The sequence below is a fragment of the Blautia sp. HCP3S3_H10_2 genome (assembly GCF_052122375.1).
GTDB lineage: Bacteria > Bacillota > Clostridia > Lachnospirales > Lachnospiraceae > Blautia_A.
In genome coordinates, this window is the sequence record NZ_JBQKCL010000002.1 from 276,137 (window position 1) to 297,494 (window position 21,358).

At 44.3% G+C, this 21,358-nt stretch carries 18 protein-coding genes, 1 pseudogene and 1 riboswitch; of the genes and pseudogenes, 3 read left to right on the forward strand and 16 right to left on the reverse strand.

Annotated features, from left to right (window positions below; translation table 11 throughout):
• Positions 1–7: 7 nt before the first annotated feature.
• Genes pyk through ACTQWB_RS03165 form a run of 3 tightly spaced genes read right to left on the reverse strand, consistent with a single transcriptional unit; the run spans position 8 to position 3,318 of the window.
• Positions 8–1,441, reverse strand: a complete 1,434-nt coding sequence (gene pyk, locus ACTQWB_RS03155; protein ID WP_441500315.1) for a pyruvate kinase — start codon at positions 1,439–1,441, stop codon at positions 8–10.
• A 46-nt stretch (positions 1,442–1,487) separates the two neighbouring features.
• Positions 1,488–2,345, reverse strand: coding sequence for a hypothetical protein (locus tag ACTQWB_RS03160; protein ID WP_441500316.1), 858 nt, complete (start codon positions 2,343–2,345; stop codon positions 1,488–1,490).
• Between the two features lie 31 nt (positions 2,346–2,376).
• Positions 2,377–3,318, reverse strand: a complete 942-nt coding sequence (locus tag ACTQWB_RS03165) for a magnesium transporter CorA family protein (RefSeq protein ID WP_441500396.1) — start codon at positions 3,316–3,318, stop codon at positions 2,377–2,379.
• Between the two features lie 173 nt (positions 3,319–3,491).
• Between ACTQWB_RS03165 and aroC the strand changes: the two genes are divergently transcribed.
• Positions 3,492–4,583 carry a chorismate synthase gene (gene aroC, locus ACTQWB_RS03170; RefSeq protein WP_441500317.1) on the forward strand — a complete coding sequence of 364 codons (1,092 nt, stop codon included), beginning with the start codon at positions 3,492–3,494 and terminating at the stop codon, positions 4,581–4,583.
• 172 nt (positions 4,584–4,755) lie between these two features.
• Here the strand turns inward: aroC and ACTQWB_RS03175 are convergent, their stop codons facing one another.
• The 12 genes and pseudogenes from ACTQWB_RS03175 to ACTQWB_RS03230 form a co-directional block, all read right to left on the reverse strand.
• A complete protein-coding gene (locus ACTQWB_RS03175) occupies positions 4,756–5,844 on the reverse strand; it encodes a lactonase family protein (RefSeq protein WP_441500318.1) in 1,089 nt (362 codons plus the stop codon).
• Positions 5,845–5,995: 151 nt separating this feature from the next.
• Positions 5,996–7,267, reverse strand: coding sequence for a glutamate-1-semialdehyde 2,1-aminomutase (gene hemL / locus ACTQWB_RS03180; RefSeq protein ID WP_441500397.1), 1,272 nt, complete (start codon positions 7,265–7,267; stop codon positions 5,996–5,998).
• Positions 7,267–8,250: a porphobilinogen synthase gene (gene hemB / locus ACTQWB_RS03185; RefSeq protein WP_441500319.1), complete on the reverse strand. Its 984-nt coding sequence runs from the start codon at positions 8,248–8,250 to the stop codon at positions 7,267–7,269. Before hemB ends, hemL begins: the two co-directional genes overlap by 1 nt.
• Positions 8,241–9,752 (reverse strand): uroporphyrinogen-III C-methyltransferase, encoded by a 1,512-nt coding sequence (gene cobA / locus ACTQWB_RS03190; RefSeq protein ID WP_441500398.1) that lies wholly within the window; start codon positions 9,750–9,752, stop codon positions 8,241–8,243. Before cobA ends, hemB begins: the two co-directional genes overlap by 10 nt.
• Positions 9,753–9,815: 63 nt before the next feature.
• Positions 9,816–10,691 (reverse strand): annotated as a pseudogene (gene hemC / locus ACTQWB_RS03195) (hydroxymethylbilane synthase); the annotation flags it as partial.
• Positions 10,672–11,157 (reverse strand): precorrin-2 dehydrogenase/sirohydrochlorin ferrochelatase family protein, encoded by a 486-nt coding sequence (locus tag ACTQWB_RS03200; protein WP_441500320.1) that lies wholly within the window; start codon positions 11,155–11,157, stop codon positions 10,672–10,674. The pseudogene hemC and the gene ACTQWB_RS03200, both read right to left, overlap by 20 nt.
• Positions 11,147–12,376 (reverse strand): glutamyl-tRNA reductase, encoded by a 1,230-nt coding sequence (gene hemA / locus ACTQWB_RS03205; RefSeq protein WP_441500321.1) that lies wholly within the window; start codon positions 12,374–12,376, stop codon positions 11,147–11,149. Before hemA ends, ACTQWB_RS03200 begins: the two co-directional genes overlap by 11 nt.
• Positions 12,377–12,604: 228 nt before the next feature.
• On the reverse strand, positions 12,605–12,958 hold the full coding sequence (locus ACTQWB_RS03210) for a CGGC domain-containing protein (RefSeq protein WP_441500322.1): 354 nt from the start codon (positions 12,956–12,958) through the stop codon (positions 12,605–12,607).
• A gap of 73 nt (positions 12,959–13,031) precedes the next feature.
• Positions 13,032–13,787: an ABC transporter ATP-binding protein gene (locus tag ACTQWB_RS03215; RefSeq protein ID WP_441500323.1), complete on the reverse strand. Its 756-nt coding sequence runs from the start codon at positions 13,785–13,787 to the stop codon at positions 13,032–13,034.
• Entirely contained in the window at positions 13,784–14,851 is a 1,068-nt protein-coding gene (locus tag ACTQWB_RS03220) for a FecCD family ABC transporter permease (protein ID WP_441500324.1), read from the reverse strand. Before ACTQWB_RS03220 ends, ACTQWB_RS03215 begins: the two co-directional genes overlap by 4 nt.
• A gap of 38 nt (positions 14,852–14,889) precedes the next feature.
• On the reverse strand, positions 14,890–15,987 hold the full coding sequence (locus ACTQWB_RS03225) for an ABC transporter substrate-binding protein (RefSeq protein ID WP_441500325.1): 1,098 nt from the start codon (positions 15,985–15,987) through the stop codon (positions 14,890–14,892).
• Positions 15,988–16,090: 103 nt separating this feature from the next.
• A riboswitch (cobalamin riboswitch) is annotated at positions 16,091–16,301 on the reverse strand.
• A gap of 121 nt (positions 16,302–16,422) precedes the next feature.
• Positions 16,423–17,208, reverse strand: coding sequence for a sirohydrochlorin cobaltochelatase (locus tag ACTQWB_RS03230; protein ID WP_441500326.1), 786 nt, complete (start codon positions 17,206–17,208; stop codon positions 16,423–16,425).
• Positions 17,209–17,456: 248 nt separating this feature from the next.
• On the opposite strand from ACTQWB_RS03230, the gene ACTQWB_RS03235 reads away from it, so the two are divergent.
• Positions 17,457–17,753: a type II toxin-antitoxin system RelB/DinJ family antitoxin gene (locus ACTQWB_RS03235; RefSeq protein WP_441500327.1), complete on the forward strand. Its 297-nt coding sequence runs from the start codon at positions 17,457–17,459 to the stop codon at positions 17,751–17,753.
• Complete coding sequence (locus ACTQWB_RS03240) at positions 17,754–18,089, forward strand: type II toxin-antitoxin system RelE/ParE family toxin (protein ID WP_441500328.1); 336 nt, start codon at positions 17,754–17,756, stop codon at positions 18,087–18,089.
• A gap of 104 nt (positions 18,090–18,193) precedes the next feature.
• Here ACTQWB_RS03240 and ACTQWB_RS03245 read toward each other — a convergent pair whose 3' ends face one another.
• Positions 18,194–21,322 carry a type I restriction endonuclease subunit R gene (locus tag ACTQWB_RS03245; RefSeq protein ID WP_441500329.1) on the reverse strand — a complete coding sequence of 1,043 codons (3,129 nt, stop codon included), beginning with the start codon at positions 21,320–21,322 and terminating at the stop codon, positions 18,194–18,196.
• Positions 21,323–21,358: the final 36 nt, after the last annotated feature.

The window sequence follows — 21,358 nt, forward strand, 5'->3', positions numbered from 1 at the left end:
CAACTCTTTATTTGGCTTCAATCACATGAAGCATATTAGTTACAGCACCTTCGCGTGTCATATTGGTAGCAGGGTCCCCGACTGTAAATACGATCAGATCTCCTTTTTTAGCTAACCGCTTTCTGCGTACAACACTCATAGCCTGGGAAATAATATGCTCTGTGGAATCCTTCTCGTATCCTTTCAGCGGTGTAACTCCCCATACAAGCTGCAATCTGTGCAGGATAGTGTCATTCGGGGTGACTGCATAAATAGGAACCTCCGGGCGGAAGTTGGAGATCAGTCTGGCTGTTCGTCCACCAAAGGTAGGTGTCACAATGGCCTTCACCTTCAGATCTCTTGCAGTCTGTACAGCAGCTAGTCCTACAGCACTGGATACCTTGCTCTCGCCGCACATGTTACGATTATGGGTATAATCTTCATAATTCAGGTGAGGCTCAGTAGTCTGCGCGATCTCCACCATCATCTTCAGCGCTTCCAGCGGATATTTTCCAGCTGCAGTCTCTCCGGAAAGCATAATCGCATCTGTACCGTCATAAATTGCATTGGCAACATCCGCAACCTCAGCTCTCGTCGGACGCGGATTGCGGATCATAGAATCCAGCATCTGGGTAGCTGTGATAACCGGAACGTAATTCTCATTGCATTTACGGATGATCATCTTCTGGATATAGGGAACCTCGCTTGGCGGAATCTCTACTCCAAGATCACCTCTGGCAACCATAATACCATCTGCTGCCTTGATGATCTCATCAATATTCTCAACGCCCTCTGCATTCTCAATCTTGGCAATGATTCCAATATCGTGGCCGCCATTTTCATTCAGAAGCTGACGGATTTCTTTGATTGCTTTCGCATCACGGACAAAAGAAGCTGCAATATAGTCAAACTCCTGGGTAATACCAAACAGAATATCGTCTTTATCCTTCTCTGTAATTCCCGGAAGTTTCACCTTTACATAAGGGACATTGATTCCCTTGCGTTCTCCAAGCTCACCGCCATTTAAGACACGACAGACAATATCTCCATTTTTAATATTCTCTATTTCCAGCTCGATCAGACCATCATCAATTAAGATCTTGCCGCCTTTTTTCACATCCTTATAGAGATTCTCGTATGTGATGGCAACTCTGGTCTCATCGCCTTCAATGTCACCAGTGGTAAGTGTAAACTCACTGCCCGTTTCCAATGTAACTTTTTTATGATCTTTCAAAAGCTTCGTCCGGATCTCAGGTCCTTTGGTATCAAGAAGCATGGCAACCGGAATATTTAACTCCTCACGGAGGTTTTTGATCATATCCACTCTTTCCCTGTGCTCTTCATGAGAACCATGTGAAAAATTAAAGCGGGCAATATCCATTCCGGCACGCATCATGGATCTTAAGATGTTTTTCTTACTGGATGCCGGTCCCAGAGTACAGATAATTTTTGTTCTCTTCATAAGCAGTCTATCCCTCTGTTTCTAATTAGTTAGATGGTCATTGTTATCATTTTACATGTGTATGTGTAAAAAGATGGTCCTGGCAATACTCGTAATTCCCATTGCATCTGGAACAGAAACGGAATTCCAGATTCGGGTCATCAAGCTCTGTACGTCCACAGATCGCACATTTATGCTTGGTCACAGCTCCGCCGCCTGATTTCATGCGCCCCTGCGGCTCCATTGCCTTGCGGAATTCATTCCTTCTGTGTACTTCCTTTGGATTGTAACGGCTGAAATCCTTTGTTCCAAAGTAAAAAATAATGAAGTTCAACAGTGAAGCCACGATCGGGATCACCAGATACCATGCACCAGCCATAATGTACTGAATCATTTCGTATGCAACGATCACTACATAGAAAATTGCCATCCATTTCATCTTCACCGGAATGATGAACATAAGCAGAACCTGCATATCCGGATAACACATTGCATATGCAAGAAAGGTTGACAAACTGATATAGTAAGTAGAAAATACACTTCCTACCAGGACATTGCCTCCAAGGATGAAATATAAAAGAAACGCACCTAAAATAGTAAATACCATACCTGAAAGAATATATAAGGTATATTTAAAGGTACCGATCGTTCTCTCTAAAGACGTTCCAATCGGGTAATAAAATAACAAAACCATCAAGGCAAACAATATTACATTCGAAGAATCCGGCGGGTATAATACCCATGTCACAAGTCTCCACACCTGTCCCCGCAAAATATAAGCCGGCTCCAGACTAAGCCATCTCAACATACTTGGATTCACCGTCATCAGTGCATAACCGATCACATAGCATACGACAATGTACACTGTCAGATTGGGAATCCCAAATCTTCCATATTTGCGTTCCAGCTTATCAATAAATTTCATGTAATCCTCTTTTCTCTTCATTCATTAATTATTAGAAAAATTTCTTTTTGGACAGAATCACAGCTGCCACAATACTTACCAGTATGGACAACAGAATCACCACTAAAAATCCCCATTTATCAGCAGAGAACGGCATTCCGGCAGGATTCAGGTTCATTCCATAGGCACTGAACACAATTGTCGGGATACTCATTACGATAGTAATGACGGACAAAACTTTCATGACAACGTTCAGGTTATTGGAAATAACCGATGCAAAAGTTCCCATCATGCTGCTTAAGATGCCACTGTAAATATTGGCCATCTCGATGGCCTGTTTATTCTCTATGATAACATCTTCCAGAAGATCGGTGTCCTCCGGGTACTGCTTAATGCTCTCCACCTTCAGAAGCTTCTCCAGCACCACCTCATTTGACCGAAGGGACGTGGTAAAATATACCAGTGATTTCTCCAGTTCCAGAAGCTCCATCAGTTCCTGGTTACGTGTAGACATGTGAAGCTTCTCCTCCACCTGTTCACTCTTCTTATCTATGATACGCAGATAATGCAGGTACATGGTAGCATTGCGGTACAGAATCTGCAGAATAAACCGGGTCTTCATATAGGTAAAGAAATTACGTACCCTTCCTTCCATAAACCGGGTCAATACCTGGGTGTCCTCCAGACATACCGTAAAGATCATCTTCTTGGTAACGATAATGCCAAGAGGAATAGTGCCATACCAGTCCTTGTCGTTGCGCTCCTCGATCATAGGAACATCTACAAGGATCAGGGTGTAATTATCCTCCACCTCAATACGTGATCTTTCCTCTTCATCCAGCGGCGCCCGAAGATCATCCACTTCAATTCCAAACCGCTCGGACATTTCAAATATCTCGGTTGCAGTGGGATTGGTCATTGCGACCCAGCAATCCTCCTGTGGCTCCTGGATCTCGTGAATCGCACCCTCTATCGTCTTAAAAATCCTTACCACAAGCTGCACTCCTTCCATCTCTTGTTTCTCAAAAAATACAGTTTCCATTATAATTTGTACAGGAAATTTTGTCAATTCTAATAGATTGACTTTACAGATTTTTTGCATTTCGCTATAATGGCTTTAACAAAGAACCATTTTGATACAATTGAAGCAGAAAGGATTTTAGGCCTATGAGTCAGTCAACATTTGGGAAAAAATTCACGGTTACAACCTGGGGAGAATCCCATGGCAAGGCATTGGGTGCCGTTGTGGACGGGGTCCCGGCAGGGCTTTTTCTTACTGAAGCAGATATACAGGCTTATCTCAATAGAAGGAAACCTGGCCAGAGCCGCTACACTACAGTGCGAAACGAAGGCGATGAGGTAGAAATTCTCTCTGGTGTCTTTGAAGGTCAGACTACCGGCACTCCGATTTCCATGATCGTACGGAATAAGGACCAGCGTTCCCGTGATTATGGCAATATAGCCCAAACATACCGTCCTGGACATGCAGATTTTGGTTTCGACAGCAAATACGGTATCCGGGATTACAGAGGCGGTGGACGTTCCTCCGGACGTGAGACAATTGGCAGAGTTGCCGCAGGTGCTATTGCTGCCAAAATTCTAAAAGAGCTTGGCATTACACTACAGGCATATACCAAGTCTATTGGACCTGTTTCCTGCCACAGCTATCATCCGGAAATGATCAAAGAAAATTCTTTCTATATGCCGGACATGGTTGCAGCGGAAAAGGCCTCCCAGTATCTGGAGCAATGCATGAAAGAAGAAGACAGTGCCGGCGGAGTCATCGAATGCCGCATAAACGGTGTTCCTGCCGGAATCGGGGATCCTGTTTTTGGCAAGCTGGATGCAGCTTTTGCCCAGGCACTTATGTCCATTGGGGCCGTGAAGGCCGTGGAAATCGGAGACGGAGTAAACGTATCCACCATGAAGGGCTCCCAGGACAACGACGGATTCCATATGGAAAATGGAAAGATCACCAAAAACACCAACCATTCCGGTGGTATTCTGGGGGGAATCAGTGATGGTGGCGAGATCCTGCTCCGCGCCCACATAAAGCCAACCCCTTCCATTGCCCAGCCACAGAAGACCGTCACCACAACAGGGGAAAATATCTCTATTGAGATCAAAGGACGCCACGATCCCGTGATCGTACCAAGGGCTGTTGTCGTAGTGGAATCCATGGCTGCCATTACACTTGTTGATGCCATGTTTTCTAATATGAGTGCAAGAATGGATTATATCCGGGATTTTTATCTTTAAATACCATAAGTAAACGTCTTGATTCTCTCTTTCAGTCATACGTATTAACCTCGGATTTTTCAAAAAAAGAGGACAATTATCTGAATTCGTTTTTCGGATAACTGTCCTCTTTATATTTCTTTATTTTTCGGATACTTTGTACAGCTTAAAAGCGTTACGCCTCTTAAATGCTTTACGCATCTATGTTCTCAATATCCTCCCCATCCGGTACCGGCCAGATATTGATACAGTTCGGAGTCTCGATCTTACGTGGCTTGCCTTTCATCATAATGATGTTCTTCTCATAGTCAACCTTGAAAGTAGTAACACTGTTGCTGGAATGATTGGCAACCGCAATGTGCTGGTTATCCGGGAAGATTACGAGGTCTTTCGGATAGTCGCCGCTTACAGGAAGTACGAACTTGCGATCCAGAAGACCTGTCTCACCATCTACTTCAAACATAGCAACGGTATTCTCACCTGCAGTGGTGCAGAACAAATGCTTGCCATCCGGTGCAAGTGCCAGTCCGGAAGCTGCATTATGGGATACGCTTCCGTCTTCCTTCTTCGCAAGAGTGGATACGCTCTGAAGCAGCTCAAATTCGGGAACATCACCGCTTCCATCATAGCTGTATACCTTGATCTCATTGCTCAGTTCAAAAAGAACATATGCAAAACGTCCATCTGCACTGAAACGGATAATACGCGGACCGCTCTCTCTCGGACAACGGACAATATCTACAAGCTCCAACTTATCTGTGCGTTTGTTGATACGGTAAACCTTAATCTGGTCAATTCCGTTATCTACTGCGCAAAGATACTTATTATCAGGGGTAGGACGTACACAGTTTACATGTGGACGGAAGTTACGCTCTGCCACACTTCCAAGACCAGTGTGGAACACGCCGTCCATAACACTTCCCAGACGTCCATCCTTGTGCGTATGCACAACCGTTACCTTACCATCGTGATAACCTGCTACATAAAGGTATTTTCCATCTACATCGGTAGCAAGGAAACAACCTCTCATACCATCAATGTCAACACTATTGATACGTGTCAGATCACCATTATGATCACGCTTAAATACCGCAACACCTTCATCCTCAATGGAGTAAAGATACTTGCCATTCTTGGATACTGCGGTATAGGACGCATTACTTACTTCTACTGCGCTTCTCTCTGTGAGAGTTCCCTCTTCCAGGTTCACATCGTAAACCTGGATTCCCTTACTGGTTCCGTGAGTATAGGTTCCTACATAAGCCACATATTTCTTACCCATTTGTCTAGCCTCCTACAGTCTCTTTTAAGGAAACCGTTCTTTCGCGCTGTTTATTCCGATCTCATTTACAGCACTGTAGGTTGCATTTTTACAGCAACCCGGATTTGGTTTCTTTTTATGTAATTGTGTCTAAATTATACCACACACAATTTCAAAGAACAAGCTTTACTGCATCCAGAGTTTCCATAATAATTTCTTCTGTATGAGCAGCAGACAGGAACATGGCTTCAAACTGGGACGGTGCCATGTGGATTCCCATATTCAGCATTTTTTTGAAATATCCTGCAAATGCCTCTGTATCCGAAGATTTTGCAGAAACATAATCTACAACCGGCTGCTTTGTAAAGAACAGGCTGCCAAGAGAGCTTACATGGTTCATCTGATAATCCAGACCTTTTTCTTTTACGATTTTTTCCATTCCACCGTAAAGAAGCTCTCCTTTTTTCTCCAGTTCCGTATAGACTTCCGCATGGTCATACAGGTATTTCAGCTGGGTAAGCCCGGCAGCCATAGCTACCGGATTTCCGCTCAAGGTACCAGCCTGGTAAACCTTTCCTGCCGGAGCGACAAGTTCCATCACATCTCTTCTTCCACCGTATGCACCAACCGGCATTCCCGCTCCAATAATCTTTCCATAAGTAACCAGATCCGGAGTCACACCAAAATACTGGGCAGCACCGCCAAAGGCAAGTCTGAATCCGGTAATGACCTCATCAAAAATCAGAAGCGCATGGTATTTATCACAAAGAGAACGAAGTCCCTGAAGGAAACCATCCTTAGGCGGAACCACTCCCATGTTTGCCCCAACAGCCTCAACGATCACAGCTGCCACCTGACCGTCAGCCTGTTCAAAAAGGCCTTCCACACTACCCAGGTCATTGTAAACAGCCAGCATCGTGTCTTCTGTACATCCCTTTGGCACACCGGCACTGTCCGGCACGCCACTTGTCATTACACCAGAGCCGGCGCTTACCAGCATGGCATCGCTGTGTCCATGATAACAGCCTGCGAACTTAATGATCTTATTTTTCCCGGTATAGCCTCTTGCCACACGAATAGCACTCATAACTGCCTCTGTTCCGGAATTCACCATACGGATCATATCCACATGTGGGATTCTTTCGCAGATAAACTCTGCCATCTCCACTTCGATTTCTGTAGCACAGCCAAAGCTCAGGCCATTTTCACATGCCTTCAGGACACTTTCCCGGATTGCCGGGAAATTATGCCCCAGGATCATCGGTCCCCAGGAATCAATATAATCAATATAACGGTTGCCATCTACATCATAAATGTAACAGCCGTCAGCTTTTTCAATAAATCTCGGAGCCTCTCCGATAGCTCCATAAGCACGAACCGGACTGTTTACTCCTCCGGGAATCCTTTTTACCGCTCTCTCAAAAAGCCGCTCAGACTTTGTCATCATCCGATTCTCCCTTCCTCCATCATTTTTGCAATTTCTTCTGCAAAATATGTAATATAGATCTGGGCGCCGGCACGATATGCGCCAACTGCCATTTCTCCAATGATCCGTTCTTCATCGATCCAGCCCATCTTGGCAGCAGCTTTCACCATGGCGTACTCACCACTTACACTGTATGCGGCCACCGGAACATTCACAGCCTTGGAAATCTCAGAAACCATGTCAAGATAAGACATAGCCGGCTTCACCATGATAATGTCTGCCCCTTCCTCAATATCCATAAGGGCTTCCTTCATGCCCTCTCTTCTGTTGTGGAAATCCATCTGATAGCTCTTGCGGTCTCCAAAAGCAGGCGCACTTCCTGCGGCATCACGGAACGGACCATAGAATGCGGAAGCATATTTAACTGCATAGGACATGATCGGCACATTGGTATATCCGCTCAGATCCAGTACCTTACGGATTGCAGCCACACGACCGTCCATCATGTCAGAAGGCGCTACCATGTCAGATCCGGCCTGCGCATGGGACAGGGCTGTTTTTGCAAGAAGCTCCAGGGTTTTATCATTGTCCACATCATGGTCGCAAAGAACGCCACAATGACCGTGTGAGGTATATTCACACATGCATACATCTGTCACATAATACATTTCTGGAAATCTTGCTTTCGCCTCTCTAAGTGCTTTCTGTACGATTCCATCCTGTGCGTAAGCACCGCTTCCAACTTCGTCCTTGTGCTCCGGGATTCCAAACAGCATAATGCTGCTTACTCCGGCTTTTTCCAGCTGTTCCAGTTTATAAGGAAGGCGGTCAATGCTGTAGCGGTACTGTCCTTCCATGGAAGGGATTTCCTCCTGGATTCCATTTCCCTCCATCACAAACAGAGGATAAATAAGGGAGGATTTGTCCATCCTGGTCTCTCTCACCATTTTACGCAAAACTTCCCCGCCTCTTAATCTTCTCGGTCTCTTAATCAGTTCCATTTTTCTTCACTCCTCTTCAGTTCCACCACCAGTTCAATCAGACTGTCGATGTTTGCTTTTTCTGACATATATGTCTGCATTCCGTAAGAATCCGCTGCCGCACGTGTCTGTTTTCCGATACATGCAGCACGGACCCTGGAATAATCAAGTCCTTTCGTACTCTCCACAAATCCTTTTACCGTGGATGCGCTGGTAAATACTGCCAGGTCAATGGCTCCCTCTTCAAATTCTTTTTTCTCATTGATCAGCGGACAGCTCACGTACTCGGTCTCATAGGTTGGTACGTCATCCACCTGCGCGCCCGTTTTTTCTAATTCTTCTACCAGCTTTTTATTTCCAAGGGAAGCTCTTGGAATCAGGATCTTTTCCGTTCCGTTTAAATGACTGCCAAGTTCTTTTCCAAGGGTATCCCCATCATAAACAGATGGCATAAAATCCGGATAGATTCCTCTTTCCAGAAGTTTCTTTTGGGTACCTTCCCCAATCACTGCGATTCTGGCATTTCCAAGAGAGCGCAGGTCAATCTTCTTTTTCGCCATCTGCCGGAAGAATACCTCCACCCCTGCCGGACTGGTAAAAATAAGCCAGTGATAGCTTCGGATATCAGTAAATGCCTGATAAAGCCTGCTCTGGTCTTCCAGCGGGGTAATGCAAATGGATGGAAGCTCCAACACTTCCGCTCCTTTTTCCCGAAGAAGAGCTGCTGTTCTGGAAATATTCTCTTTCGGTCTTGTAACAAGAATTTTCCAGCCTGCAAGAGGAAGCTTCTCATACCAGGCAAAATCATCTGCCAGAGTACATACTTTTCCAACCACTATAATCGCCGGAGTCTGGATCTTCGCCTGGTCAGACGCAGCTTTTAGTGTGCCAACAGTTGCTACCACTCTCTTCTGTCCGGCAGTAGTTCCTTTTGATAAAACAGCTGCCGGCATATCCGGATCCATACCAGCCTTCATAAGACCATTACAGATATCCTCCATGGCTGTGATTCCCATAAGGAAAACAAGAGTTCCTTTTGTATGTACCAGTGCCTGGAAATCAATGTCATATTCCATTCCCTGACGCTTATGTCCGGTAATAATGTGCACCGAAGAGCAGAAATCCCTGTGTGTTACTGGAATTCCATTGTAAGCAGGCACAGATATAGGAGAAGTCACTCCTGGAACCACCTCATAGGGAACCCCTTCTTTAGTGAGAAGCTCCAGTTCTTCACCGCCTCTTCCGAACAGGAAAGGATCGCCGCCTTTTAAGCGTACTACCCGGTTGCCTTTTTTTGCCTCATCTGCCAGTACCTGATTGATCATCTCCTGGGACATGGTGTGGTGTCCGGCACGTTTTCCAACATTGATCAGTTTCGCAGAAGCCGGGATCCGGGTCAGGATTCCCTGGCCTACCAGGCTGTCATAAACAACCACATCTGCCTGGTCTAAGACCTGGGCACCCTTCATGGTAAAAAGTCCTACATCTCCAGGGCCGGCTCCCACCAGCCAGACTTTTCCCATTTCTTTTTTGTTATCCTCCTGTAAGCTGGACTCTTTGTATTCTACTTTACAGCGCTGCTGCAGCTCCTTTGCCAGAGAAATTCCCAATTCTGCTGCCTGGGAAGGACTTCCTGCTTTGCAGCCTTTCAGATAATGCCCCGTCTCTTCTTCATAATAAAGGCCGGTAAGTTTCAACTGACCGTCTTTTATTTCTCCATAGGCCGCTACCGGAGAAGTGCAGCCTCCATTCAGGTAGCTTACAAAAGCTCTCTCTGCTGTGGCAGCCTGATGCGCCTCAGGATCATCATATCCATTCAGATAATCATAATCCTGCCCTTTGATTCCCTGAACCGCCAGAATCCCCTGGCCTGCTGCCGGAATCATTTCCTCTGTATCAAAATACCTGCTGATCCTCTTTTCAAGTCCCAGACGCTTCAGACCTGCGGCAGCAAGAACCAGTGCGGAATATTCTCCGTTGTCCAGCTTTTCCAGCCTTGTCTGAAGATTTCCACGGATGCTTTTCACCTTCATATCCGGAAAAATCTCTTTTAACTGCAGCTTTCTGCGAAGGCTGGAGCAACCAATAGGCTTAGATGTGTCCAAGGTATCACAGCCTCTTGGAAGAACCAGCACATCCCTTACATCTTCTCTTTTGGAAAAAGCAAGTATCGGCAGCGTCTCTGGAATTTCCATTGGCATATCCTTCAGGCTATGGACGGACAGCTGACTTCTGCCTTCCAGAAGAGCACGGTCCAGTTCCTTTACAAACAGGCCCTTTCCACCGATTTTATCCAGAGTCCGGTCCAGAATTTTATCCCCTGTGGTCTTCATGGTGAGAATTTCCACATCCATTTCCGGATGGTTACAGACAATAAAATTCTTCACCATCTGGCTTTGCAGGACAGCAAGCTTGCTTTCCCGGCTTCCGATCACAACTTTCTTATTCATAACTATCCTCATCTTTTTCCAGTTCTTCCAGAAGTGCCTGCATTTTTTCTCTTACCGCCTTCGCCTTCTTATGGTTGACCCCGCTGGCCGTAATTCCCACCACAATGTCATCTTTCAGGCAGATTCCAGGGAAATAAAAGTCACATAAACTCTTATCACTTGCAACATTTACATAAATCCCCTCTTCTTTGCAGATCCGGTAGATTTCTTCATTTAACTCTCTATTATTGGTAACAGCAAGCACCATATATGCCATGGAAAAATCTGATTTTTTCACAGGGCGGGGCTGGATCTGAATTTTACCCAGCTTGCCCAGTTCCCACAGATCTGCTGTCATTTTCGGTGCAATTACTGTAATATTCCTGGTAAATAATAATAATGCCTTTACTCTTCTTGTGGCAATGGATCCCCCACCCACTACCACAATATTTTTATCAGATAAGTCCACATACAGTGGAAAATAACGTTTATTTTTCATATGTTTTCTCCAGTCCTGCTACACATTCCACAAATGCCTGCTCATTCATGCTGTCCCTTAATCCAAACAGCATTTTGTTTACAACCTTCTCCATTGCAAGATCCACTGCACTTATCAGCTGCTCTTTTTCCTGTTCTTCCATATGAGCATTTTTCAGTGGTTTCCTGATTCTTAAATTAAAATCATTTACCGCTTTTTCTTTGATTTCCTGTATACGCGGAATCAGATCCTTGCCTTCCAGCCATTTAAAAAATTCTTCCATCTGCTCCCGGACGATTTTTCCTGCTGCTTCCAGATTTTCCTGAAGTTCGGCAGGCTTTTCCTCTGTTTTGAAGCTATCCATATCAAACAGAGTAACACCTTCGAATCTTCCTACCTCCGGCTCAATGTCCCTTGGTACAGCCAGGTCAATAAGAACAATGCTTTTTTCCAGTTCCAGATCTTCAAAAAGTTCTTCACGTAATGTGAAATTGGGACTTGCGGTAGCACTTACCACCAGATCGCATTTGGGCAAATACTCCATTCTCTCCCCATAATTGATTCTTTTACATCCAAATGGAATACTTACCATACCGCTCCGGTACTGGCGCACCGTTACCGTCACATCCGCACCGGCTTCCATCAACGTCTGCGCTGCCACTTTTCCCATCTCACCGTTTCCAATCACCATACAGACTTTACCATTCACAGAATATCCCTGTTTCTCCAGCATTTGTATGGCCTGATGGATCACAGAAGGATTCCCGTGGGAAAATGGGACTTCTGTTTTTATTTTTTTGCCTGCCGTCACAGCCATCCGAAAAAGCACTTCAAGGGCTCCATCTGTGGTGAAATGCTCTCTGGCAATGCCAAGGGCATCTTTTACCTGGGTCAGGATCTGGTCTTCGCCCAGAATCTGGGATTTCAGTCCCGAGGCAAGATAAAATAAATGCTCTGCGGCATCATGCCCTTCCCGTTTTATAAAATATTTCTCATATTCCCTGTTATGTATCTTTTTTATATTACAAAGCTCTTCATACAAAGAAATCTCTGCTTCTTCCTCCACACTTGCCCAGACCTCCAGGCGGTTGCATGTGGAAAGGATAATGCAGCCGTTTATTCCAGGCTGTTCTTTTATTTTCTCCATTGCCTCCCCTGCATTCTTTTTGGTAAATGCAAATAAGGCCCTTATATCTATGGGAGCCATACTATGGTCGATTCCAATCATGGAAATACTCATCTTATGTAAATCTCCTTAATACTTTCTTACTACAGCGTTTTATATTTCTATCATTTTTCCGCCAACGCTAATTTTACTAACTCATCTGGATATTGTCAATAAAACCACAAAACAAAAACTTCCAGGCAGATTTTAATGTCACGAAGTAAACAACAGCTTTTGCTTTCCCGTTTATCTGTCCGGAAGTTTTTCTTCTTTTCGTATCTTTTCGTATCTTTTCGTATCTTTTTATTCCCTATGTGTACCTCTTACTACCTGAATGCCCCTGTCTTCTATCATTTTACAGATTTTAGTCATCCTGGGGCACTCTTTTTTTTCATCTGTCAGACGGCACACTCCGACATGCATAATGTCAATATTCTCACTGACCAGCCTGTCCATTTTTTCTAAAATCCCCTTATCCTCATCTGGTTCTGTGGGATTCATGCTTTTGCATCCATTGCATGTCATCATAGCTGCCAAGGCGGTATCCTTGGAATAATCCTTAAAAAAGGCATCCCGGTTCATAAATTCTTTCAGGCACCCCACCCTGGCACAGACATCATTGGAATGAAGGCAGGTCAGAATTCCAATCTTTGTCATTGTCTTTTCATCCTTTCCGGCTTAAAGCATCCTCTCAAAACAATCTTCTTTAGGTGCTTCTCGGACCGGTTATTTATAAAAATAAAATATGCATCTTTCCCTGGCTGTCATAAACAACTTCGGATTCCACTTTATAAATCCTCCGGATCAGTTCCGGGGTCAATACTTCTTTAGGTGTACCCTGTCCCTCCAGCACACCATCTTTCATAACATAAATTCTATCACAATAAGCAGCTGCAATATTCAGATCATGAATTGCAGAGATCACAGTAACATCCAGATTCTTCACCAGTTTCATTAACATGATCTGATGGGTGATGTCAAGATGATTGGTCGGTTCATCCAGGATCAGCGCAGGTGTCTGCTGGGCAAGAGCTCTCGCCAGGATAACACGCTGCTGCTCTCCACCTGACAAAGTAGAAAAGCTGCGGTCTGCGAACTTCTCCATCTGCACTGTTTTCAGTGCTTCCTCAACGATCCTGTAGTCATTTGCATTATCTCTTTCCAGCGTTTTTTTATGAGGGGCACGCCCCATCAGAACCACTTCTCTTACACTGAAATCAAAATTATAGTAATTATGCTGGGCCACTACTGCCATTTTTTTCGCAGAGCTTTTGGCATTCATAGAGTAAAGCTCCTCACCATCCAGATACACTGCCCCGGAATTTGCCTTTAACACCCGGTAAATACATTTCAGCAAAGTGGATTTTCCGCTTCCGTTGGGTCCAATGATTCCTACCAGCTCTTTATCCCTGGTTTCAATTGAGATTCCTTTTAGGATTTCCTTTGCCTGAAAACTGACGCGGATATCTTCTGTGGTTATTTTCATCCCTTTTTCCCTCCGAATCCATAAGATCTGCGGACCAGCAAATAGATAAAGCAAGGAGCACCTATGATGGATACCAGTACTCCGATGGGCATTTCTGAATTTTTCAGGATGACACGGCATGCTACATCACACCAGATCAGAAAGGAACCTCCAAGAAGTGCGCTAAGTGGAATCAGATGGCTGTGATCCGTTCCAAAAAGGATTCTCACCACATGTGGAATCACCAGTCCCACAAAACCGATCACACCGGCACAGTATACAGCAAATCCTACCATCACAGAAGACAGGACCAGATATGCAGTCCGAAATCTGTGCAGATCAGTTCCCAAGGTAATGGAGACTTCATCTCCAAGCAGCATCAGGTTCAGGTTTCTGTATTGCGTCCAGAAAAGCACTACACATATTAAGGTAACAGGAAGCATAACAGTTACTCTTGACCAGTTTGCACCTGCAAGGCTTCCCATTGTCCACTTCATAACTTCTGTAGCACCATTTTTATCATTTGTTATGTAGAGTACAAAGTTGGAAAAAGCAGAACATACCGCACTGATAGCCATTCCGGCAAGGATCAGCTTGGCAGATGTAGCTTTTCCACCCATATTGGCAATTGCTATAACAGCAAAGGAGGTGAGCATAGCTCCTATAAACGCACAGATTCCTACGGAATTTCCCCCAAGGAAACTACCAATTCCCAGCATGATCGCCAGAGTGGCTCCCAAAGAAGCACCGGAAGAAATACCAAGCACATAAGGATCTGCCAACGGATTCTGCACAATTGCCTGCATGACCACACCGCACACGGAAAGTGCCATTCCTACTGCAAGTGCCAGGAGAACTCTCGGAAGACGAATCAGCCATACAACATCATGAATGGCCCCCTCAGAATAGGAGGCCATACTTTTGATGTGGAATATTTTGTACAGGATCACACTGTATACATCCTTCAATGAAAGATCTGCATTTCCAAATGTAACAGCTGCCAGTATGGAAAAAATCAGAAATGCTATAAGTCCAATAAGGGCTGTGGCATATATCGAAGAACGAAAAATTTTATCTTTTTTCACTGTTTTTTCCTCAATCAATATCCGTTACCAGACAAAGTTTAGTCAATTGTAACGTCAGGATATAATCCCTTTGCAAATGTCTCTACTCCGTCCTGGGTACGTGTTGCACTTGCATACATTTCGCTGAGCATGATCGGGTATACACGGCCGTTCTTTACAGCGTCAAGGCTCTGAAGTGCCTCGTCATCCTGGATAACTGCCATCTGGCTTTCCAGAACGCTCTGTGGGTCATCACCAGCGTATGGCATGTATACAACAAAGATTACATCCGGGTTTGCAGCAATGATATCCTCTTTTCCAACAGCAGAGGCATCCGGATTTGCAAGAGTGGCGCCTAACTTGGTTACCATATCTCCGCCAAGGCTGATTGCGCCATAGTTTGTGATATCCTCACCCAGTGGCTCCAGAACCATTACGGTAGGCTTCTCTTCTACGTCTTTTGTAGCCTCAAGTGTATTGTCGATAACTGCTTTAATGTCATCTATGATTGCTTCCGCTTTATCCTGCACGTCGAAGATTTTACCAAGGTTCAGGATATCTGTATATTCGTTTTCCAGGGTTCTCTCACCGCCTGGACGGGTATTGGAGTTATAGTAGGTGTTGCAGCCTTTGTCGATCCAGTTGGTTACATTTCCAAGGTTCTTATCAGAAAACAGAGAACTCCAGGAAAGGATCATATCTGGCTCCAGCATAGTAACAGTTTCAAGAGATGGGGTAAATTCATCAAGATAATTTGTTTTAGAAAATGCTTCTTTGAGAGCATCCGGAACTTCATTATCAAGACCAGCTGTTGCTACAAGACGGTCCTCAAGACCAAGTGCAAGCATTGTCTCGATGCTACCCTGGTATACAGCGATAACCTTTTCCGGTGCTTTTTCATAGGTGGTTTCGATTTCGTTTCCATCGTAATCATAGGTTGTGATGGTCAAAGGATACTCTGTTCTGGTCTCTCCTTCAGAAGCTGCATCTGCGTTCTCCTCAGAAGCATCTGTGGTTTCCTCTGCAGGCTGATTGTCCTCCTTGATGGTCTCGGAGTCAGCACGCTCTGCTGCATAAACTGCAGGTGATACGGACATAGTCATAGCAGCTGCCATCATCATAGCCATGATTCTTGTGGTTAAAACTTTGTTTTTCATTTCTTTTCCTCTCTTTTCGTTTGTTTTCTGTAACCGAAAAGATGGGGCTTCAAAAAGCGTCACTGCTGGCAGTGACTTAAAAGGCACTTTTTACGGAAGCTCCTTCTCTTACCCTTGTCAAGCAGGTTTCCTGGCTCACAGGTCCCAGAGCCTTTTTCAAATAAACTCTAGCAGCATGGCTTTCCTTCTCACGCATATGCGCAATGGTTTCTTTAAGCCTGCCTTCCTGTATACAGTGGCCGCAACCGTTCAGGTCTTACACCTGATTCCCTCTCACAGCAGAATTGCTGTTCACTTAACTGGTATTCAATTACTTCAACAGTCTAGCATATCTCTTCTTTAAAAACAACAAAATAATTCGCTGATTAAATAAATTGTCAACTATTTATCAATTCTCATTTATTTCCGTGAGCAACGAACCAATCGTGTTTCTTATCATTTTGCTTTTTTTACATGCTCTACAAACAAATTTCGAATACTCTTGTATTCGCCAAGACCTTTCAAAACAGTTTCTACCTGATAGCCTTTTGCCCCAATGATATTTTTCCAGGAATCTTCTTCCTCTCCTGCCATGTCGTTCTTGGCATGGTCACCGGCAACGATCATAAATGGCGCGATCATTACTTTCTTTGGAGCAGATTTTTCCAACTTTTTCAAAACCTGTTCCATTCCCGGGTAAGCCTCCACGGTACCAACGATCACATTTTCATAACCCATGTCCTTGAATCTGTAATCTAAGGCTGCATAAACGGTATTTGCATAATGTTCCGTTCCATGCCCCATAAGTACCAGTGCTGTTTCCTCATCCTTTACCAGAAGTGCGTCTGTGATTGCTTTTACCACATATTCATTGTCCTCTTCTGTGGTAAGCAGCGGATCTCCGAATTTCACAGACTGGAAACGATCGGCATATGCCAGAACATCCGCTTTCATCAGATCATTCTCTACGCCATTCATGACATGGGTGGGCTGAACGATCACATCTGTGATTCCATCCTGTGCCATGTGATCCATAGCTTCTTTCACATTGTCATAATGAATGTGATCCCTTTTCTCAATTTTGGCCAGGATCATCTTGCTGGTCCAGGCACGGTAAATCCTGTGATCAGGAAAAGCGGCTCCAATCGCCTCCTCAATAGCGTCAATGGTCACTTTCCTGGTGTCCTCATGGCTGGTTCCAAAACTTACCACAAGGATTGCTTTTTTTGCGAGACTGTTCATTTTTTACCTCCATTTTTCTAACTCTAACCATTCTTACAGTTTAGGCTGCAAAAGCTTTTTATCGGGTAAATATAGCTGATTTTGCAATTACTCTGATGATACTCCGAAAGATTTGAAGCATATTTCACTGTAAGTGTAATTTATCATATCATAGGAATGAGTTTCGTTCAATTGCCTATTATTCATATAATATGTCTTGCAATCTGCATAACAATGAATTACAATGTAGTCAACAGGAGGTGTTTAAGATGAAAGATTCAACCGTAAGTGCCCGCGTTGAAAATAATGTAAAAATCGAAGCAGAAGACATCCTGCAGAAACTCGGTGTTCCTGTTTCTGTTGTAATCAATTCCCTTTACCGTCAGATCATTTATCATCATGGTATTCCTTTCTCTCTGACGATTCCGGCAGAACCAAGAACCGTTGATGCAATGTCTGATGCTGAACTTGATGCAAAACTTCAGCATAGTTACGCACAGGCAATTGCCGGTGAGGGTCGACTAATGAGCGATGTGTTTGACGATCTGGAAAGGAGCCTTAAATAAGTGGATTCCTATGAAATCATCATTACACCAGATGCAGAAGCTGACCTTTTTGAAATCAGGGACTACATCGCATACACCTTGTTAGTCCCTGATGTCGCACTGAATTACATTCGCGTTATTCGCAGCGAGATACAAAAGCTGACATACATGGCTTCCAGTATCGCTCCCATAGAGCGGGAACCCTGGCATTCCAGAGGCGTGCGAAAAATCATAGCCAAGAACTTTTATATCTACTACAGACCGGATGATGCATCCGGCAAGGTATATATTCTGAATGTAATCTACGCAAAGCGGAATCAGCTCAAAGCATTGAAAAACATGAATCTGCATGACTAACTAAAAGGCAGTTCTTATTCGTAAGGGCTGCTTTTCTGACCTTTGTTGAGTTGGTACTGCTACCGATTTTATGTTTCGAATTGCTCAAATATCTCCTTATACATCTATTTCCCATACGGTGCTGGGTCTTCAGCAACCATACTCAATTCTGGTTTCGGAGAATAGGTATACACCTTGCTATTTTCAGTGTGATTCTCCATATCATTATTATCCGTCCACAGCTCACATTGCGTCATAACGGTCTGCACCGCATCTTCCATTCCTTCCGGCGGATAACGATGCTTTTTAAGCAGTCGCTTAATCATCATACGCATTTTCGCTCTGGCAGAATCCCTTTTTTGCCAATCTATCGTTCTGTTTTTACGAAGCGTATCTGCCAATTCTTTTGTAATGGCAATCAGTTCTTCGTTTTCATAGAAATCCTTAATGGCCTGCGGCTTTGTCAGAGCATCATAGAATGCCAACTCATCCGCCGTCAAACCGAGCTGATCTCCCTCTTTATGGGCAGCTGCAATCTGCTTTGCCAAGTTCAGCAGTTCTTCAATAACTTGTTCATTGGTCAGCATTCCGTTCAGATACGCATTCATGGCGCGCTGGATAATCTCGCTGAATTTCTGTGACTTCACCACATTCGTATGACGGTAAATCTGCACTTGTTCTGCAATCAGCTTTTTCAACAGTTCTACAGCAAGGTTTTTCTCCTTCATTTTGGAGATTTCCTCAAGGAACTGCGGATCAAAGAGTGAAAATTCCTGATTTACATCCGAGAAAAGGTTAATGACACATTCGCTCTGAACACTGGCTTTCAGCAATTCATTAATACGAGCATTCACTTCCGGTAAAGATATTTTCTTACCTTCGCCCTGATTCATCAGCCTTGTGACAAGCACACGAACGGATTCAAAGAATGCTGCTTCCACACGCAGTTCTTTTTCTGCTAAGGAGGAACACAACGATAAAGCCTGCCTGAGCAGTAATGCCTCCTTCTGGAAATCCTCTCGCTCCTGTTCCTTATCAACGCCGACAATAAAGTTAACCGCACCGCTGATTGCTTTGGAACGTTCCAAATCCGTACTCGTCATAAACTTGGAATAATCATAACCGTGGAACAAATCCCGGCAAATAGACAGTTTCTCAAGGAACTTCGGATAGGCAACTTTGGCAACATCGGTATCTCCGTAATTTTTCTTATCACGGGCAGTGTAATCGTTCATTGCCTGCTTCAGTGCTGAAGCAATGCCAACATAATCGACAACTAGACCGCCTTCCTTATCTCCAAATACACGGTTGACTCTGGCAATAGCCTGCATCAGATTATAACCCTGCATCGGCTTGTACACATACATGGTTGCAAGAGACGGCACATCAAATCCCGTCAGCCACATATCCACGACAATGGCTATCTTCAACGGACTGTCATTATCCTTAAATTCCTTTGCCAGCTCATCCTTATGGTGTTTATTGCCGATGATTTTATTCCATTCTTCCGGATCTTTGTTACTGCTTGTCATAACAACAGCAACCTTATCTGTCCATCCTGGACGAAGCTGCAAGATACGCTTATATATCTTCATAGCAATAGGACGGGAATACGCCACGATCATTGCCTTTCCTGTAAGCAAATTTGCACGATAATTTTCGTAGTGGTTCAGAATATCATCCACAAGGGAGTTAATAGTTTTCTCATTACCAAGAATGACTTCCATCTGACCCAGTTCTTTTTTACTCTTTTCGATAACCTCCGGGTCGGCATTGTTTGCCATAATATCATATTCTTGGTCAATGAGCTTCAACGTCTGCTCATCCAGTTTCAGCTTAATAACACGACTTTCGTAATATACCGGACGAGTAGCACCATCTTCAACTGCCTGTGTCATGTCGTAAATATCTATGTAGTCACCAAACACTTCACGAGTATTACGGTCTTTCATAGAAATCGGTGTTCCGGTAAATCCGATAAAAGTTGCATTCGGCAGAGCATTGCGGATAATACGGGCAGAACCGATTTTGATTTCACCTGTCTTGGCATCGACCTTTTCTTTCAAACCGTACTGCCCACGATGAGCTTCATCCGCCATAACCACAATATTTCTGCGCTCAGAAAGGCAATCAAAGGATTCCTCAAATTTCTGCATTGTGGTAAAAATAATGCCGTTTGCTTTTCTACCGTCCAGTAATTCTTTCAAATGCACCCGGCTTTCAGCATGAACTGGCTCTTGACGCAGAAGATCCTTGCACTTGGCAAATTGCCCGTAAAGCTGGTCATCCAGATCGTTACGGTCTGTGATAACTACGATGGTCGGGCTATCCAGTGCATCTTGCAGGCGATGGGCATAAAACACCATCGACAGCGACTTGCCGCTGCCCTGTGTATGCCAGAACACGCCACCCTTGCCGTCCGTTTCCGTTGCGTGTTTCGTGGAAAGTACAGCCTTATTGACTGCAAAATACTGATGATAGCCTGCTAAAATCTTGAACTGCTTTGTTCCCTCATTGGAAAAGCAGATAAAGTTCTTGATGATGTCCAGCAGACGCTCTTTTTCAAAAATACCCTCAAAGAATGTATCAAACTGTGCATACTGTGTATTTTCGTAGCTGCCGTCCTTTGTTTTCCATTCCATGAAACGGTCTTCGCCGGATGTAATTGTACCTGCTTTCGATGTCATAAGATCACTCATAACGCAGATACAGTTATAAATGAACATGGACGGAATTTCATGCATATAGTTGCGAATCTGGGTGTATGCCTCGGATGCGTCCGTTTCCTCACGAGAAGGGGACTTCAGCTCTATCAACACCACCGGCAGACCATTCAAAAACAGCAGCACATCGGGGCGTTTGTTGCTGTTCTCAATAAATGTCCACTGGTTCGCCACGATAAAAGAGTTGTTATCCGGATTCTTGTAATCGACAAGATACACCAAGCCGGAGCGTTCCTCGCCCTTGACAAAATAACGTACTTCCACGCCGTGCTGAATATAATCCATGAAAAGAGCGTTTTTCTGCACCAGTTCCGCATTTTCAAAGTTTTTCAGCTTATACAAAGCATCAAGGATTGCGTCCTCCGGCATATCCGGATTCAGACGATGCAACGCTTCATCTAATTCATCTTCATACAGGGGGCTTTTGAAGTCACGCTCCAAATCTGGAGCATAGACATACCGATACCCCATATTCTGAAATAGCTCTATGACAGAATTTTCATAGTCTGCTTCGGTATAAAAGCCAGCCATAGGTTAATCACACTCCTTTTTTCGTTATACTTTTCG

Bases quoted from the DNA above. Each gene is read 5' to 3' on its own strand.
- pyk (WP_441500315.1), bottom strand. From the start codon at position 1,441: ATGAAGAGAACAAAAATTATCTGTACTCTGGGACCGGCATCCAGTAAG.
- ACTQWB_RS03160 (WP_441500316.1), bottom strand. From the start codon at position 2,345: ATGAAATTTATTGATAAGCTGGAACGCAAATATGGAAGATTTGGGATT.
- aroC (WP_441500317.1), top strand. From the start codon at position 3,492: ATGAGTCAGTCAACATTTGGGAAAAAATTCACGGTTACAACCTGGGGA.
- ACTQWB_RS03175 (WP_441500318.1), bottom strand. From the start codon at position 5,844: ATGGGTAAGAAATATGTGGCTTATGTAGGAACCTATACTCACGGAACC.
- hemL (WP_441500397.1), bottom strand. From the start codon at position 7,267: ATGACAAAGTCTGAGCGGCTTTTTGAGAGAGCGGTAAAAAGGATTCCC.
- hemB (WP_441500319.1), bottom strand. From the start codon at position 8,250: ATGGAACTGATTAAGAGACCGAGAAGATTAAGAGGCGGGGAAGTTTTG.
- cobA (WP_441500398.1), bottom strand. From the start codon at position 9,752: ATGGGAAAAGTCTGGCTGGTGGGAGCCGGCCCTGGAGATGTAGGACTT.
- ACTQWB_RS03200 (WP_441500320.1), bottom strand. From the start codon at position 11,157: ATGAAAAATAAACGTTATTTTCCACTGTATGTGGACTTATCTGATAAA.
- hemA (WP_441500321.1), bottom strand. From the start codon at position 12,376: ATGAGTATTTCCATGATTGGAATCGACCATAGTATGGCTCCCATAGAT.
- ACTQWB_RS03210 (WP_441500322.1), bottom strand. From the start codon at position 12,958: ATGACAAAGATTGGAATTCTGACCTGCCTTCATTCCAATGATGTCTGT.
- ACTQWB_RS03215 (WP_441500323.1), bottom strand. From the start codon at position 13,787: ATGAAAATAACCACAGAAGATATCCGCGTCAGTTTTCAGGCAAAGGAA.
- ACTQWB_RS03225 (WP_441500325.1), bottom strand. From the start codon at position 15,987: ATGAAAAACAAAGTTTTAACCACAAGAATCATGGCTATGATGATGGCA.
- ACTQWB_RS03230 (WP_441500326.1), bottom strand. From the start codon at position 17,208: ATGAACAGTCTCGCAAAAAAAGCAATCCTTGTGGTAAGTTTTGGAACC.
- ACTQWB_RS03235 (WP_441500327.1), top strand. From the start codon at position 17,457: ATGAAAGATTCAACCGTAAGTGCCCGCGTTGAAAATAATGTAAAAATC.
- ACTQWB_RS03245 (WP_441500329.1), bottom strand. From the start codon at position 21,322: ATGGCTGGCTTTTATACCGAAGCAGACTATGAAAATTCTGTCATAGAG.